This is a genomic window from Actinoplanes sp. NPDC026670, assembly GCF_040638175.1.
Taxonomy (GTDB): domain Bacteria; phylum Actinomycetota; class Actinomycetes; order Mycobacteriales; family Micromonosporaceae; genus Actinoplanes.
This window is the reverse complement of record NZ_JBEZXU010000023.1, coordinates 64826-80034: the sequence shown is the minus strand read 5'-3', so window position 1 is coordinate 80034 and position 15209 is coordinate 64826. Positions and strand designations below refer to the sequence as shown.

Sequence of the window (15209 nt, the reverse complement as noted above, 5' to 3'; positions counted from 1 at the left end):
CCCAGAGCTGTGACATCGCCCGGTGGATACAGTGTCGTGCGTGGTCACACCGCTGCAATCCAGGTCCGGGCGCTGGGTTCCGCCCGGGGAGCCCACAGCGGTCGGCGGCCATGTTATATCGAGCGGCTTGTTCTACCTAGGCAGGCATCTACCAGGCCCGGCCGAGCCCTCACTGGTCAATCCCGGCCTGCCGGTCGCTCCCTCCCCTGGCCGTCCGCCGATCCCGGGAGACAACCGGAATCTGGCATACCACCTGCTCTCTCCTTTCACCCGCAAGGAGTACCTCGATTGGATGGCCGACGGCCGGCGGTCGGACATCGCGGCCGGCCTGGTCCTGTTGTTCTGCTCCGGCCTCGAACGACGGGTTCTCGTCGACATCGACGAGGATCCCTCGGTGCAGCGGGAACTGCCGCTGATCGCCACCGAGGCGCGGCGGCTACGAGCCCGGTACGGCGGCATCGCCGCGCTGCGGGAACCGCTGGATCACCTGCTCGATCTGCTCGACCTGCTGACCGCCCCACGCACGGCTCCCGGGTCGGTGCCTGGCCGGGAGACCCCGGTGGCCGTGGGGATCGCGCTGGCCGGGTTCGCGGTCACCGCGACTCCCCTGCCTACCGCCTGGGCACGCGCCTGGATGCGGCATCATCCGTCGCTCGGGCCGCGCCGAAGCGAGACCGACTGTCCGGTCGAGTTCGAACGCCTCTTCACCGTCCGTTACCGGGAACGGCACGGTCACGGGTTGATTCTGCCCACCGAGGGATCCGGCATCCGGCTGCGATACCGCCCCGCCAACCCCGCCCTGCCCGGCACCCTCGTCTGGCGCGCGGATCTACCGGACCTGCTGTCGGACCGGCAGAGCATCCGGGCGCTCAGCGCGTTGCGGGACGAGATCATCGCGGATCTCGACCCGTACCGCCGATGGCTTGCCCGATTCCCGCAGGGCCGGGACTCGCTCGCCGCCGTGCCGCTGTTGCCTGCCGAGTTGGTGGACGCCCGGCATGGGCGGCTCGGCGCGCTGCGGGTCTGGGCTGAGGAGAGACTCGACGGGCAAGCCCGCGCAATGATCGACGCCGGCGAATTCTGGGGCGTCTGGCCGTCCGCCGACACCAGGCGAATGGCCGCTGACGAAGCCGCTGCGTTGTGTTCCGTGCTGGCCAGGATCGATCTCGGCGTCGAACCGGACGTCCGCTTCGGCGGGCCACCGCTGGCCCGGGGGCCAGCGGTCCTGTTCCGTCCCGGTCGTCCGGCAGCCGACCGGCCGGGACCTCGTTTCGCCTCGGCCGCAGCGATCATGCGGTGTGCCGCGGCGGTGGCGTCGGCGACCGGGCCGGTCGATCCGCGGGGACCGGCGGCGGTCGCCTTGCTCGGCACCGTCGGCGGGCTGGCGGCCGCCCTCCGTCTGGAGCCGGGCGAGGATGTCCGGTTGACAGCCCGCCTGAGCTGGCTCCTGACCACCCGGGTGGACGTCGACCGGCTGACCCGGCAGATCACCGCGACGACGTCGGCCGCGCGCGAGATCGCCGGACATTACCTGGCCATGGTGGCGGTGACGGCCGACCCGGCGGTCAGCCCGGCGACCGTCACCGCGCTCACCCGGGTGTACCGGATCCTCGGCTTGCCGGTGGACCTCGTCTTCACGCGACTCCATGCCCGGAGCACCGGCGGGGTGACTCCCCTGCCGCAGATCGGTGCCGAGCGGCCGGTCCCGGCCGTGAGCGTCGAACGATCCGACGACCCGGTGGTGGTCCAGTCCGGTCACGACCATCCGACCGGATTCGCTCTTCCGTGGGCGCCGCCCGAGGATCTCCGGCTCGACCACGGGCTGATCAAGAAGCGGGTCGCGGAGAGCGACACTGCCGCGACACTCCTGAGCACGATCTTCGTGGCTGACGACGAGGTAACGCCCCCGGACCCGTCGCCGGTCCCGGGCCTCGACCGGGCACACGGCGTCCTGCTGCGTGCCCTCGGGGAGCGTCCCACCTGGACTCGCGCGGAGTTCGAGACCCTGACCGCAGAACACGGCCTGCTACCCGATGGTGCGCTCGACGTGCTGAACGAGGCAGCGATCGACACCACCGGCGCTCCGGTCATCGAGGGTGACACCATCCTCACCGTAGCCACCGATGTCCTCCTGGAGCTTTACGCATGACACCTCCCGGCACGCCGGCCGCAGCCGGACGCATCCGGCCACGCGAACGGGACGCGATCGTCGCGTCTCTGCGGGCCGGCATGGTTCCGCGCCTCGGACAGCAGCACATCCAGGTCGGCCGCGCGGACGAGGTCCGGGCGGCGGTCCACGACATCGAGCGGATCGCCGACGGTGGCGCCGGATGCCGGTTCGTGATCGGCGAGTACGGCTCGGGCAAGACCTTCTTTCTGCACCTGGTCCGCTCGATCGCCCTGGAGAAGCGGCTGGTCACCGTGCATGCCGACCTGTCACCGGACCGGCGCCTGCACGCCGCCTCGGGACAGGCCCGTGGCCTCTACGCCGAATTGATGAGCAACCTGGCCACCAAGGCCCGGCCGGACGGAGCGGCCCTGGCCTCCGTGGTGGAACGGTTCGTCACCGGGGCGGTGCGGGAGGCGGCCGAGACCGGCACCGACCCGGCCGACGCCATTCAGGCACGGTTGACCTCATTGACCGAGATGACCGGTGGTTACGACTTCGCGACGGTGGTCGGCGCCTACTGGCGGGGCTACGACAGCGGCGACGAGCGGTTGCGTGCCGAGGCCGTACGGTGGCTGCGCGGGGAGTTCACCAGCCGAGTCGACGCCCGTGCCGCGCTCGGCGTGCGGACCATCGTCGACGACGGCAGCTTCTACGACCATCTGCGGCTGATGGCACGCTTCGTGCGTCTTGCCGGATTCGACGGTCTCCTGATCTGCCTCGACGAGATGGTCAACCTCTACAAGATCACGGCAGCGGCGGCACGCAACGCCAACTACGAGCAACTGCTGCGTATCGTCAACGACACGGCCCAGGGTGGCGCCGCGCATCTGGGCTTCCTGTTCGGTGGGACACCCGAGTTCCTGCTCGATACCCGGCGGGGCCTGTTCTCGTACCCCGCTCTGGCCTCCCGTCTCGCGCCGAACCGTTTCGCCGCACCCGACCGGATCGATCACTCGGGTCCGGTGATCCGGCTCGGCAACCTGACCCCGGAGGACGTCTACGTCCTGCTGACCAGGCTCAGGCACGTGTTCGCCGCCGGCGATCCGTCCCGGTACCTGATTCCGGACGACGCAATCACCGCGTACATGAGGCATTGTTCCGCCCGGCTCGGGGACGCGTACTTCCGTACCCCCCGGGAGACGATCCGCGGCTTCCTGGACCTGCTCGCCCTGCTGGAGCAACACCCTGAGCTGCACTGGTCCGCCCTCATCGGCGACGTCGAGCTCACGCCGGCGGACGAGGACGACGAACTCACCTCCTTCCAGCTGTGAATCCGCCCTCGCAGGCCTACGCCCTCTACCATCCGGCCGTCCAGCAGTGGATGTACCGGCAGGGCTGGGACCGGCTGCGCGACGTCCAGGAACAGGCCGCCGCGCTGATCAGCGCCGGTCAACGAGACGTGATCATCGCGTCCGCCACCGCGAGTGGGAAGACCGAGGCGGCGTTGCTGCCGATCTGCTCGGTCCTCGCCCGCCGGCAGGAGCAAGGACTCGGCGCCGGGGTGGCGGCGCTCCTGGTGAGCCCGCTGAAAGCGCTGATCAACGACCAGTACGACCGGATCGCCGGCCTGACCGAACCACTCGGCCTCCGCCTGCATCGATGGCACGGCGACGCACCGGCGTCCGGCAAGGCCCGAGTCCTGCGATCTCCGGAAGGCTTGCTGCTGATCACCCCGGAATCGCTGGAGGCGATCTTCGTCCGGCACGGTGATCGGGTCGGCCGGATCTTCGCCGGCCTGCGTTACGTCGTCGTCGACGAGTTGCACTCGTTCACCGGCACCGAACGCGGCGCCCAACTCCAGGCCCTGTTGCACCGGGTCGAGGAGGCCGCCGGACGACGGGTTCCCCGGGTGGCGCTCTCCGCGACGCTGGGTGACTTCGCCGGCGCCGCGGAATTCCTCCGGCCCCGCGACGGCACCCAGGTCGCGGTCGTCGCCTCCACCAAGCCCGGCGGCGAGATCCGCCTCCAGGTCCGCGGTCACGTCAATCCGGCACGACCGCCGAACCCCGATGAGGAGCCCGCTGACCGGGCCGCGATCGCCGACCATCTGTTCCGGGTCCTGCGGGACGGCGACAACCTGGTCTTCGCGAACTCACGCGCAGCTGTCGAGGTCTACACCGACATGCTCACCCAGCGGGCCGTCCACGCCGGGGTTCCGGCCCGGTTCCTCGCCCACCATGGCAGCCTGTCCAAAGAAGTGCGCGAACACGTCGAGGAACGGCTCAAGGACCCGGCTACTCCGGTGACCGCGATCTGCACCTCCACGTTGGAGCTCGGTATCGACGTGGGTTCGGTGGACTCGGTCGCCCAGGTCGGCGCCCCGCCGACGGTCGCCGGTCTCCGGCAACGGCTCGGACGCTCCGGACGACGGCCCGGTCAACCGGCTGTCATGCGGGTCTACGTGTCCGAGCCGGAACTCACCGCCGGCATCACCCCGGCCGACGCGCTGCGCCCGGAACTGTTCCAGACCGTCGCCATGATCGAACTGCTGACCGCCGCGTGGTACGAGCCGCCCGGCGACGCCGGTCTGCACCTGTCCGCGCTGATTCAGCAGATCCTGTCGATCAGCGCCCAGCACGGTGGCGCGCCGGCCAGCCGCCTGTACACCACGCTCTGCGACAACGGCCCGTTCCGCCGTATCGACCGGACCGTATTCGCCGAGCTCCTGCGTGACATGGGCCGGAATCAGCTCCTCGAACAAGCGCCCGACGGCGCATTGCTTCCCGGCCGGGAGGGCGAACGGCTACTGGGCCACTACAGCTTCTACGCTTCGTTCCACACCTCGCTCGACTACCGTCTCGTCGCCGACGGATACACCCTCGGGTCGCTCCCGGTGGATCGGCCGATCCTGCCCGGCACGATGCTCATCTTCAGCGGCGCTCGATGGCGTGTCGTCTCGATCGACACCACACAACGGGTGATCGAACTGACCGCGGCCGAATCCGGCAGACCACCCGTCTTCCCGGGCACCGGCGGCGAGATCGCCGACGAGGTCCGCCGGGCGATGTTCGGGCTGTACCGCTCCGCCGACGTTCCCCGGTACCTCGATGCCACCGCACGGACGCTGCTGGCCGAGGGCCGGGCAGCCTTCCACGCTTACGGCCATGCGACGCGCCGCGTCTTCCCGGACGGCCCGGACACCCTGCTGTTCCCGTGGCACGGCGACCGGATCATGAACACCCTCGCTGCCGTACTTTCCATGCACGGCCTGACCGTGAGTCAGGACGGCCTGGTGATCACCGTTGGCGGCTGCACCCCGGCCCGGCTCCTCGCGGTGATCGGAGACCTCGCCTCCGGCCCGGCGCCCGATCCGATCGCCATCGCAGCCGCGGTCCGCGCGAAACAGCACGACAAATACGACCGATACCTGAGCGAAGACCTACTGAACCGGGGGTACGCCGCGCGTGCGCTCGACGTGCCCGGCGCCTGGTCCTGCCTCGCCGAACTCAGTCACCGATGAGACGCCGTGCGAGGTTCTCGGCATTGAGGCCCCGCACCGCCTGAGCGACCGCGTCCTCATCGGACATGTCGATGCCACGTGCGGCCAGCTCGGCCACGACCTGTTTGGCCGGCCCCCACGCCGAGGTGTCCTCGAACGCTTCGGCGAACGCCGGCATGAATTGGTCGACGGCCTCCGTCACGGGATCGATCCACTCGGCGTCGACACTACGCCGGGTGAGAGCGAACCGGATCCACCGGCGCAACACGTCCGGCAGCTCGGCCCGCTGATCGGCATCCAGAATCCCCTTCCGGGGCAGCCAGTCGGTCATGAACATGCCGACCCATTCCGGACTCCAGGACAGCGGCCCGTTGGTCATGTAGCCGTCACCGTAATCCAGGAACATCTCGGCCAGCGACCGCGCGACCGTGTCGTCCTCCGGCGCGAATTCGGCAAGCAGGCGCTCCCGCTCCGCCTCCGTCATCGGCTGGTGATCCGGCCAGCCGGGCAGCCGAGAACGGCACCGCGACCAGGCGAGCGCCCGCAGTTCGACATAGTCGTCATCATCGTGACGCGGGAAGTACATGTCGGTGGTCCGCATCGCATCGGCCATCTCGGCGAGCACCTCCTCGACCGGGTGTCCGGCCAGCGGCATCGGCGCTTCGCCCTCCCCGTGCAGCGTGGGCCACAAGTCGATCGCCCCCGTGTCGAGCACCGCCAGTTTGTCGACCATCACCCCGCCCGCGAACAGGACCCGGGCCATCAGGATGTGCGGAGCCGAGCCGCCGTACTCGACGAACAACACGTGCTCGCTGTCCCAGACGTCCACCGCCCGCCACGCCCGCACCGGCTCGAAGCCCGGCTCCGCAGACCAGGCCGGCATCGGCTGACTCTCCGAGAGGATCTCGACAGTCTCGTCGAGCATCGACCACTCGGCCGGAGCGACAACCCGCCGCAGAGCCGCCACCGCCGCCAAACCCTGCGGCGACGGCCGGGTCGACGCCCGGCCGACCACCTCCAGAACGAGCATCCGCTCCGGCTCCCGCTCGCCCAGTTCCGCGGCCGCCCAGGCTTCACCGAACCAGACACTGGCCCACTGCTCGATCTCGAGCGCACTCTCCTCGCCCACGATCGAGACCGCGCCACGCATCAGTCGATCCGACAGCCTCAACTCCCGCGCGGGACGCTGCGGACGCTTCGGCTTACCACGACCGGCAGGACGACCACGACTCTTCGGCATTGCCCGATTCGACCACGGCAGCACATCGCCGGCCACTCACCGCCGCGGTGACATGCCGACAGATCCGCTGAGGTACGGCCCAGTGCCACCGCTGGCGCATTCGGGCCCCAGCAGGAAGTCCGCGACGGTCACGAGGCGTGACCACCCTCAGGCAGCACTGTCGTCGTCGCGTCCGCACCCCAGCTTCGCACTTACTTCGCACCGCATCGCATTTACTTCGCACTCAGCTTGTCAGAGTGCGAAGTCAGGTGGTGGGATGAAGCTGACGGACCCCGGCACTTCGCGACGCGCTGGTGCAGATGTCACGGGATGACATCACGCCGTCGCTGCAGATCAGTGTTGACGTCGTCGAGGTTGAGGACCGATGGCTGGTCGTCGCCGAAGTGCCTCCGGCGCCGGCGGATCGGCGCCCTGTGTACGTCACAGCACAGGGAGTCTCCGGAGGCTCCTACCTGCGCGGTGGCGATGGTGATCGTCACATGACCGAAGCCGAGATCGCGCTGGTCATGGCCGCGCGGACCCAGCCCCTGTACGACCGGGAAGTCGTCGATGGGACGACCGTGCAGGATCTGGATGACGAGGCGTTACGGCGCACGCTGCGCAGGATCCGATCCGGGTTTCCCAAGCTCGCCCAGTCAGACGACCCGACCGTCCTTTTCCGGCTCGGGATCACCGCTGAACGCTCGGCCGACGCTCCGTTGACGCTTGCCGGGCTTCTGGCCTTTGGGCAGTTTCCGCAGCAGTACTTTCCTCAGCTGATGGTCTCGGTCGTCGTGCACAGCCCGGATCGCGCCTCCGGCACGAGATTCCTGGACAACCAGACCGTACGAGGCTCAATCCCCGAAATGATCGAGACGACACTGTCCATGCTCCGGCGAAACCTCGCCGTCCGCGCAGTCATCAGCGATCGAGGCTCACGTATCGACGAGGTCGAGTATCCGCTGGAGGCCGTTCGTGAGGCGCTCGTCAATGCGCTGATGCACCGCGACTACAGCCCCGTGACTCGCGGCACGCAGGTGCAGGTCGAGCTGTTCCCCGACCGTCTCGTCGTTCGCAGCCCAGGCGGCCTTTACGGCGGAATCACCATCGACGAACTCGGCGAAGCAGGGATCTCGTCCTCCCGCAATGCGGTGCTGGCCAGCCTTCTCGCCGACACATACCTCCCCTCGTCGAACGAGCTCGTCGCCGAGAACCGGTCCTCCGGCATCCCCGCGATGCTCGCTGTAGCGCGCAGCCGCGGCCTGCCCCGGCCCAGCTTCCGCAGCTCCATCGCCAGCTTCATGGTCACCATGGCGCGATCGGAACTTCTCAGCCACGAAACGCGACACTGGATGGCGGGGCTCGGCGCGCATCTGCCCACGCCGGCGCATCAAATCGCCGTGGCCATGTTGCGTGAGGACTACCTGACCAACGAGATGCTCAGGCAATGGGGCGTGGACCGTGTCACCGCCGGCCAGGTTCTGCGAGATCTCGTCGATCAGGGCTTGGCCCTCAAGGAAGGCGGCCGCCGCTACGCACGGTACGTTCTCGACCCCGCGGTCTTCGGACGGACAGGGGCACCAGACCTCTTCTCCGCCCTACCGGGCGAACCGACACCCGACGTGGGACAGGCGCTCGAGGTACGTGGCGAGGCGACCGCCAGCGAGCTAGCCGAAGTGACGGGGCTGTCTCGACGGGCAGTCCAGAACCACCTGCGCAGCATGATGGAAGCCGGAACCATCGATGCCGTCGGACCCACCAGGAGCCCGAAGCGCCGGTACCGATGGATCGGGAACGCCGACTGATCTTGGTACGCGTAGATGGCAAACGGGGCTGACCGCCTGAGCCAACCCCGTTCTGACCTGCTGAAACTTACTCGATCAGCCCTTCAGGAGCTGGCGGGCCATCACGATGCGCTGGACCTGGTTGGTGCCCTCGTAGATCTGGGTGATCTTGGCGTCTCGCATCATCCGCTCGACCGGGTAGTCGCGGGTGTAGCCGTAACCGCCGAGGATCTGGACCGCGTCCGTGGTGATCTCCATGGCCACGTCCGAGGCGAAGCACTTCGCGGCCGCGCCGAAGTAGGTCAGGTCGGCGTCGCCGCGCTCGCTCTTGCCGGCCGCCGCGTACGTGAGCTGGCGAGCCGCCTCCAGCTTCATCCCCATGTCGGCGAGCATGAACTGGAGGCCCTGGAAGTCGGCGATCGCCTTGCCGAACTGCTTGCGCTCCTTGGCGTACCCCAGAGCGAAGTCGAGCGCGCCCTGCGCGATGCCGATGGCCTGCGCGGCGATGGTGACCCGGGTGTGATCGAGGGTCTTCATGGCGGTGGCGAAGCCGGTGCCCTCTTCGCCGATCATCCGGTCGGCCGGGATGCGCACGTTGTCGAAGTAGACCTCGCGGGTCGGGGAGCCCTTGATGCCGAGCTTCTTCTCCGGCGCGCCGAAGCTGACGCCCTCGTCCGACTTCTCCACCACGAAGGCGGAGATGCCGCGGGAGCGGGCGGACGGGTCGGTGACCGCGAAGACCGTGTAGTACTCGGAGACGCCGGCGTTGGTGATCCAGCGCTTCACGCCGTTGAGCACCCAGTGGTCGCCGTCGCGGACCGCGCGGGTGGTCATCGAGGCGGCGTCGGAGCCGGCCTCGGGCTCGGAGAGGCAGTACGAGAACATGCCCTCACCGGCGGCGACCTTGCTCAGGTAGCGCTGCTTGAGGTCCTCCGAGGCCGCGATGATCAGCGGCATCGTGCCGAGTTTGTTGACCGCGGGGATCAGCGACGACGAGGCGCAGGCCCGGGCCACCTCCTCGATCACGATCGCGGTGGCGAGTGCGTCCGCGCCGGCCCCGCCATACTCCACCGGGATGTGCGGGGCGTGGAAGTCCGAGGAGCGCAGGGCGTCATACGACGCCTTGGGGAACTCACCCGTCTCGTCGGCCTCGGCGGCGTGCGGGGCGACCCGCGCGTCACAGACCTCGCGCACGGCGGCGCGGATCGTCTCGTGGTCTTCCGGAAGCCGGTAGACGTCGAAATCAGCCATGCCCTTAACCTTCCCTAAGGTCGTCCCGGGGCAATGTTACCGGTGCGTAGCGTGGGCTGGGCAACAGTCCGGAGTGTGCCGAATATCGCGGCCTGACCTGGGGCCCCGGGGAAACCGCCGGGTTCGGGGCCGTTTCCACAGATCTCCACCCGGTTGAGACTGTTCTAATGAGGTGCCGGAAAGGCATGCTCTAACTACAGACAGCGGCCGGACGGTCGAGGAGGTCCTGTGGCGCAGGCTGACGAGCCCGATCACGTTGACGAACAACTGGCTCGCATCGACGCCTCCATATCCGACCTGAAGATTCGCGACATGCAGGCCGCCGCCGAGCGGACCAAGATCGCGAGCAAGCTCCAGGCCGCGTTGTTCCAGCGCGACATCCTCGCGCACGCGCAGAAACAGCAGCGTGCGAAAGGCACCAAGACGAGGCGCACCGCCGCCCGTCGCAAGCCGGTCGACTTCCCACCACCACCGCGGCCCGGTGAGCCGGCGCCGGTCCAGGCCGAAGAGGCGCCACGACCGGCCCGCCGGCCGGGCCCGCCGCCGGACTGGGCCGAGCCGGGCACCGCACACACCGGGCCGCCCGGGGTCGCCACCGACGGCGCCGCCCTGCTGGTCGACGATCCACCACCGACCGAGCGGCCCGAGCCGCGACCCGAGCCACGGCCGAAACCGCCGCCGCGACGCCCGCCACTGGCCACCATGGAGCACCCACCCGAGGCGTCCACCCAGTCGGTGCAGAACATCCTGCTGGTCCTGGGCGCGCTGCTGCTCGGGGTGGCGGCCGTCGTCTTCGCCTCCGTGGCGGACTCGCAGTTCACCCGGGCGCTGATCCTCGCGCTGTCCACCGGGATCGCCCTGTCGGTGGCGCCGGGCGTGGCCAAGCGCGGCCTCACCTCGACCGGTGAGGCGATCGCCGCGATCGGGCTGATCCTGCTCCCGATGACGCTGTACGCGTTGCACGACAGCCCACTCACCGGCGAGAACGTGCCGACCGCGCTCTACCTGGGCATCACCTTCGCGATCACCGCGGTGGCCGCGTTCCTCTACGCCGGGGCCACGCGGCTCGCCGCCCCCCGGTACGCCACGGTGATCGCCACACAACCGGTCGCGCCGCTCCTCGCGTACCCGATGATCCAGAGCCCGGCCGGCTGGGGCCTCGCGCTGACCGCCGTGGCCCTCCTCGACCTGCTGCTCCTGACCCGGGTAATCAAGGCCGGGCGGCTCGTGCCGCGCTGGCCGCTGGGGCGGCCGGTGGCCGCCGACCGGGAGTCGCTCGCCGACGCCGACACCGGCCGCGCCGCCGATCCGGCCGACCCGTCGACGTACGCCGCGGACGCCCCGCCCCGCCCGGAGTCCCGCCAGGAGGAGCCGGACCTGATCATCGCCGGCTTCAACCGGCCCCGCCGCCGCTGGCTGCCGACCCGGATCTTCCCCGGTCCGCGGCCGGAGGGCGCGCCGCCCGCCGGTTCGATGCCGCTGGCCCCGCCGGCCGTCCCGCCGTCCGCCGACTGGCTGCGGGAGCTGACGTTCGCGCTGCTCTGCATCGCGTCCGCGGGCGCGCTGCTCTACTCGTCGGTGGCGCTGCTCCAGGCCCAGGTGCTCGGTGACGCGCTGCGGTCCGGCCTGATCCTGATCGCCGCCGCGCTCACCGCGGTGGCCGCCGCCCGCCTGCTCCGGCAGCCGACCGCGATCAACGTGGCGGGCGCGGTGCTCACCCTCGCGGTGATCGGCGCGATGGCCCGGATCGCCGGCGTGGTGGCGCCGAACTGGAGTGTGGTGGCCGCCGCCGCGACCGTCGCGATCGCCGGCGCGGTGATCGGCATACTGCCCGAGGCGACCCGGCCCGGCCCGCAGTACGCGTCGACCGGCGCGCTGATCCTTCTCGGTCTGGTCGTCGGGGTGGACGTGCTGCGCGCGGCGGTCGCCCCGGTCGCCGCGGCCCGCCCGATCTGGGACGCGGACACCGCGGCGTACGCCCAGAGGCTCTCCGAGGCGGTCGGCCCGTCAGGCTGGCTGCTGGCTTTCAGCGCGCTGCTCATGACGATCGCCGCGGCCCTGGCGCTGCCCACCACGATCCGGCACGAGGGCGCGGTGATCGGCATCGCCCTGACCGCACTGTCGGTGCCCGCCTCGCTGGGTCTGCCCTGGTCGGAGGCCCCGTGGCCGCTGGTCCTGGCATCGATCGGCCTGGGCGCGGCCGGCCTGTGGGCGAACACGCTGCGGACCGCCGCGACCCACGTGGCCGCGGCCGGCGTGGTCGGCCTGTTCGGCGCGTGTGCCGCATTGAGCGCGTCCTGGCTGACCGCGGCGGTGCTGACCGCGCTGGCCGGGGCCGGGGTGATGGTCGCGATCGCGGCCCGGCAGATCCCGGTGCGGCTGTTCGCGTGGGTGATCGGTGACTGGGCGTCGGGCGCCGCCGCGCTGGCGATCCCCGGCGCCGCGGTGACCGCTGCGCTGGCCGTCTCCGACCCCGGTGGCGGTCCTCCGCCGACCGCCGGCTCGACGGTTCCGGCGCTGGCCGCCGGTTTCCTCGCGGTCGCCGGGACGCTCAGCTACGCCGCCGTGTTCCAGGTGGCGCGGCGGGAGATCAGCCTGCCGATGACGGTCGGGACCGGGCTCGGCGCGATGGCGATGGCGCTGGCCGCGCTTTTCGCCCCGGGCGCCACCGCACCGGACATCTGGGTGGGCGCGCTGCTGCTCGGCGCGGCTCTGCTGCTCTTCTTCGCCAAGTCGATCGACAACCGGGGCCGTACCGACCGGATGCTGGACGGCCCGGACATCGCCGCTGCGGCCGCCACCGTGGCGATCTGCGGCGCGCTGGCCCGGGTCTCCGCCCTGGCCTTCCCGGACGCGCCGCTCGCCGTCGCCGGAGTGATGGTGCTGCTGGTCGGCATGGGTGTGACCGTCCTGCCCGATGACTGGCGGCCCGGCCCGGCCCGTGGCCTCGGCATCGCCGCCCTGGTGGTGGGCGCGATCGCCGGCTGGCAGGCGGTGGTCGGCGGGCTGAAGGTGCTGTCGCTGCCCGGGCCACTGTGGGACGCCGACCTGTCCGCCTATCCGGCCGCGGCGCCGCCCGGTGCCTGGCAGGCCCCGTTCGCCCTGGTCGCGATCGCGATCACGGCCGCCATGGCGATGCCGAAACCGTGGTCGCCGTACGCGTCCGGGCTGGCCGCCGCCCTGGCCACGATCAGCACGCCGTACGCGCTCGGCCTGCCCTGGTGGTCACCGCTGCTGGTGGGCACCGCGGTCGCCGTCGCCTACGCGCTGGCCGCCGTGGCCGCAACCGATCCGCATTCGGCTCGTGCCCGGGCCGGGGTGGCCGCCGTGGTGCTGCTGCACGCCACCTCGGCCGGTCTGGCCCAGCCCTGGTCGACCGCGCTGGCGCTGCTGGCGATCGTGCTGCTCGGGGTGCTGGTGGCAGCGGCCGCCCGGATCCCGATGAAGGCGCCGCCCACCACGTTCGACGACACCGCCGAGATGGACGCGGCCCCCGACCAGGCCCCGGAACGGGTGCTGCCGCACCATCGGGCGCAGATCGGCGGCGCGGCCACCGGTTCGGTGCTGCTGGCACTGCCCGGCCTGCTGGCCGCGCTCGCCGCCGACCAGGGGCACGGCATCGAGGTGGTGCTGACCGCCGCGCTGGCCGGTTCCACGCTGGGCCTGGCCATCCTGGCCGCGCTCGGCCGGTTCCTTCCGCAGTATCTGCCGTGGGCCACCATCGGCGTGGTGCTCGGCGCCACGGTGACTGCGGTGGCCTGCATCCCGACCGACTATCCGACGGCCCTCTACGCGGCGGCGGCCGCCCTGGTCGGGGTGCTCGCCGAGATGCTGCGGGCGGCGGTTCCGCCACCGCCGTCGGATCTGCCGCGGATCGCGCCGTTCGACGACAGCCCGGCCGCCAGCCGGTCCATGCGGCTGCGGCGGTCCAGCTGGGGTGAGCGCTGGCTCGCCGACCCGGCCACCGGCGCGGTGATGCTGGCTCTGCTGCCCACCGTGCTGGCGCTGTTCTCGCTGGCCCCGGCCCTGCGGGCGGCGCTGTTCGATCCGCTGGGCCAGTTGCGGGCGATCTGGGAGGGCCCGATCCCGGCGCTGACCGACCCGGCCGCCGGCACCGTGGACGGCACCAGCGCCCTGGCCGCGATCCTGCTCACCGGCGCTGCCGCGCTCGCCGCCGTCGGTTTCGGCGGCAAGGTGTCCGAGGCGGTTCCGGTGATCCTGCCGGGGCTGGCCCTGACCCTGCTGATCACCCCGATCGCGATGGGCGCCGGTTTCCCCGCGGCCACCGGTGCGGCGCTCGTGGTGTTCACCATCTCGATGCTCGGGCTGGCGCTGACCCCGCCACCCGTCGCGCACCGGGCGCCCCTGTTGCGTACCACCCGGGCCGTGGTCTTCGTGATCGGCCTGCTGGCCGGTGGCGCGGGCCTGGCCGGAAGCCTCGCGCTGGAGTCGCTGACGGTGTTCACGCTGGGCAGCGCGGTCGGTGTCGGGCTGGTCGCGGCGCTCGCCGGGCGCAACCAGTCGGCCCGTCTGCTGGGCTGGCTGTTCGCCGCGGTGATGGGCCAGATGTTCGTGATGGCGGTGGCGATCTCGGCCGGGCTGGAACGGCACTGGGCGGCGTTCGGGGTGCTCGCGGTCGGTGCCGGGTTGCTGTCGCTGGAGGCGGCGCTGCCCCGGCTGGGGCTGCCGCAGTACCGGGCCGAGGCGATCACCGTGGAGTGGAGCGGGTACGCGTCGGCGGCGGTCGCCGGCGCGCTGGCCCTGCACTCCCCCGTCCATCTGGCGGCGCTGCTCGCGGCCTGGGGCGCCGTGCTCGGCCTGACCGCGTCACGGCCGGACCGCACCGCGAGCCAGCGGCGCACGCTGTTCTGGGTGGCGGTCGGGTTCGAGATCGCCGGCTGGTGGCTGTTCATCTCGCTCAACGAGGTGGGGCTGCCGGAGGCGTACACGCTGCCGTTCGCGGCCCTGGCTCTGGCGGTCGGCATCGTCGAGGCTCATCACCGGCCGGACCTGAGCAGCTGGGCGGCGTACGGCCCGGCGCTGCTGGCCGCGTTCGTGCCGACGATGGGCATCGTGATCGCCGGTAACAGCGGCGACCTGCGGGCGGTGCTCCTGCTGCTCGGGGCGGTGGCGACGCTGATCATCGGCTCCCGGACCCGTCAGCAGGCGCCGGTGGTGGTCGGCACGGTCGCGACCGTGGTCGCGGCACTGGCCTTCGCGTTCAACGTCGGCGGCCCGTGGCTGATGCTGATCCCGGTCGGTGTGGTCCTGCTGTTCCTGGGCGCGTCGAGCGAGAATCGCCGGCGCACCCAGGAGTTCCGCGAGGTGCTGTCGAAGATGCGCTGA

General features: G+C 71.0%; 7 protein-coding genes. 5 read left to right on the top strand and 2 right to left on the bottom strand.

The features are described 5' to 3' along the window. Positions 1 to 22 precede the first annotated feature (22 nt). From AB0E94_RS23150 to AB0E94_RS23140, 3 genes are read left to right on the top strand one after another with little or no spacing between them, the layout of a single operon-like run. Positions 23 to 2149 carry a TerB N-terminal domain-containing protein gene (locus AB0E94_RS23150; RefSeq protein WP_360329282.1) on the top strand — a complete coding sequence of 709 codons (2127 nt, stop codon included), beginning with the start codon at positions 23 to 25 and terminating at the stop codon, positions 2147 to 2149. Then, on the top strand, positions 2146 to 3441 hold the full coding sequence (locus AB0E94_RS23145; RefSeq protein WP_360329280.1) for an ATP-binding protein: 1296 nt from the start codon (positions 2146 to 2148) through the stop codon (positions 3439 to 3441). The genes AB0E94_RS23150 and AB0E94_RS23145 overlap by 4 nt, the downstream gene beginning before the upstream one ends. Further along, the gene (locus tag AB0E94_RS23140; RefSeq protein ID WP_360329278.1) at positions 3438 to 5630 is read left to right on the top strand and encodes a DEAD/DEAH box helicase; all 2193 of its coding nucleotides are present in this window, start codon (positions 3438 to 3440) and stop codon (positions 5628 to 5630) included. Before AB0E94_RS23145 ends, AB0E94_RS23140 begins: the two co-directional genes overlap by 4 nt. Here the strand turns inward: AB0E94_RS23140 and AB0E94_RS23135 are convergent. Next, complete coding sequence (locus tag AB0E94_RS23135) at positions 5617 to 6759, bottom strand: hypothetical protein (RefSeq protein ID WP_360329277.1); 1143 nt, start codon at positions 6757 to 6759, stop codon at positions 5617 to 5619. The genes AB0E94_RS23140 and AB0E94_RS23135 overlap by 14 nt on opposite strands. A 389-nt stretch (positions 6760 to 7148) precedes the next feature. Between AB0E94_RS23135 and AB0E94_RS23130 the strand changes: the two genes are divergently transcribed. Next, positions 7149 to 8633 carry an ATP-binding protein gene (locus AB0E94_RS23130; RefSeq protein ID WP_360329275.1) on the top strand — a complete coding sequence of 495 codons (1485 nt, stop codon included), beginning with the start codon at positions 7149 to 7151 and terminating at the stop codon, positions 8631 to 8633. 75 nt (positions 8634 to 8708) lie between these two features. Here AB0E94_RS23130 and AB0E94_RS23125 read toward each other — a convergent pair whose 3' ends face one another. Further along, on the bottom strand, positions 8709 to 9863 hold the full coding sequence (locus AB0E94_RS23125) for an acyl-CoA dehydrogenase family protein (RefSeq protein WP_360329274.1): 1155 nt from the start codon (positions 9861 to 9863) through the stop codon (positions 8709 to 8711). A 228-nt stretch (positions 9864 to 10091) separates the two neighbouring features. Here AB0E94_RS23125 and AB0E94_RS23120 point away from each other — a divergent pair, with 228 nt between their 5' ends. Further along, positions 10092 to 15209: a hypothetical protein gene (locus AB0E94_RS23120; protein ID WP_360329272.1), complete on the top strand. Its 5118-nt coding sequence runs from the start codon at positions 10092 to 10094 to the stop codon at positions 15207 to 15209.

Excerpts from the sequence above, each read along its gene's own strand:
- AB0E94_RS23145 (WP_360329280.1), top strand. The coding sequence starts at position 2,146 with ATGACACCTCCCGGCACGCCGGCCGCAGCCGGACGCATCCGGCCACGC.
- AB0E94_RS23135 (WP_360329277.1), bottom strand. The coding sequence starts at position 6,759 with ATGCGTGGCGCGGTCTCGATCGTGGGCGAGGAGAGTGCGCTCGAGATC.
- AB0E94_RS23130 (WP_360329275.1), top strand. The coding sequence starts at position 7,149 with ATGTCACGGGATGACATCACGCCGTCGCTGCAGATCAGTGTTGACGTC.
- AB0E94_RS23125 (WP_360329274.1), bottom strand. The coding sequence starts at position 9,863 with ATGGCTGATTTCGACGTCTACCGGCTTCCGGAAGACCACGAGACGATC.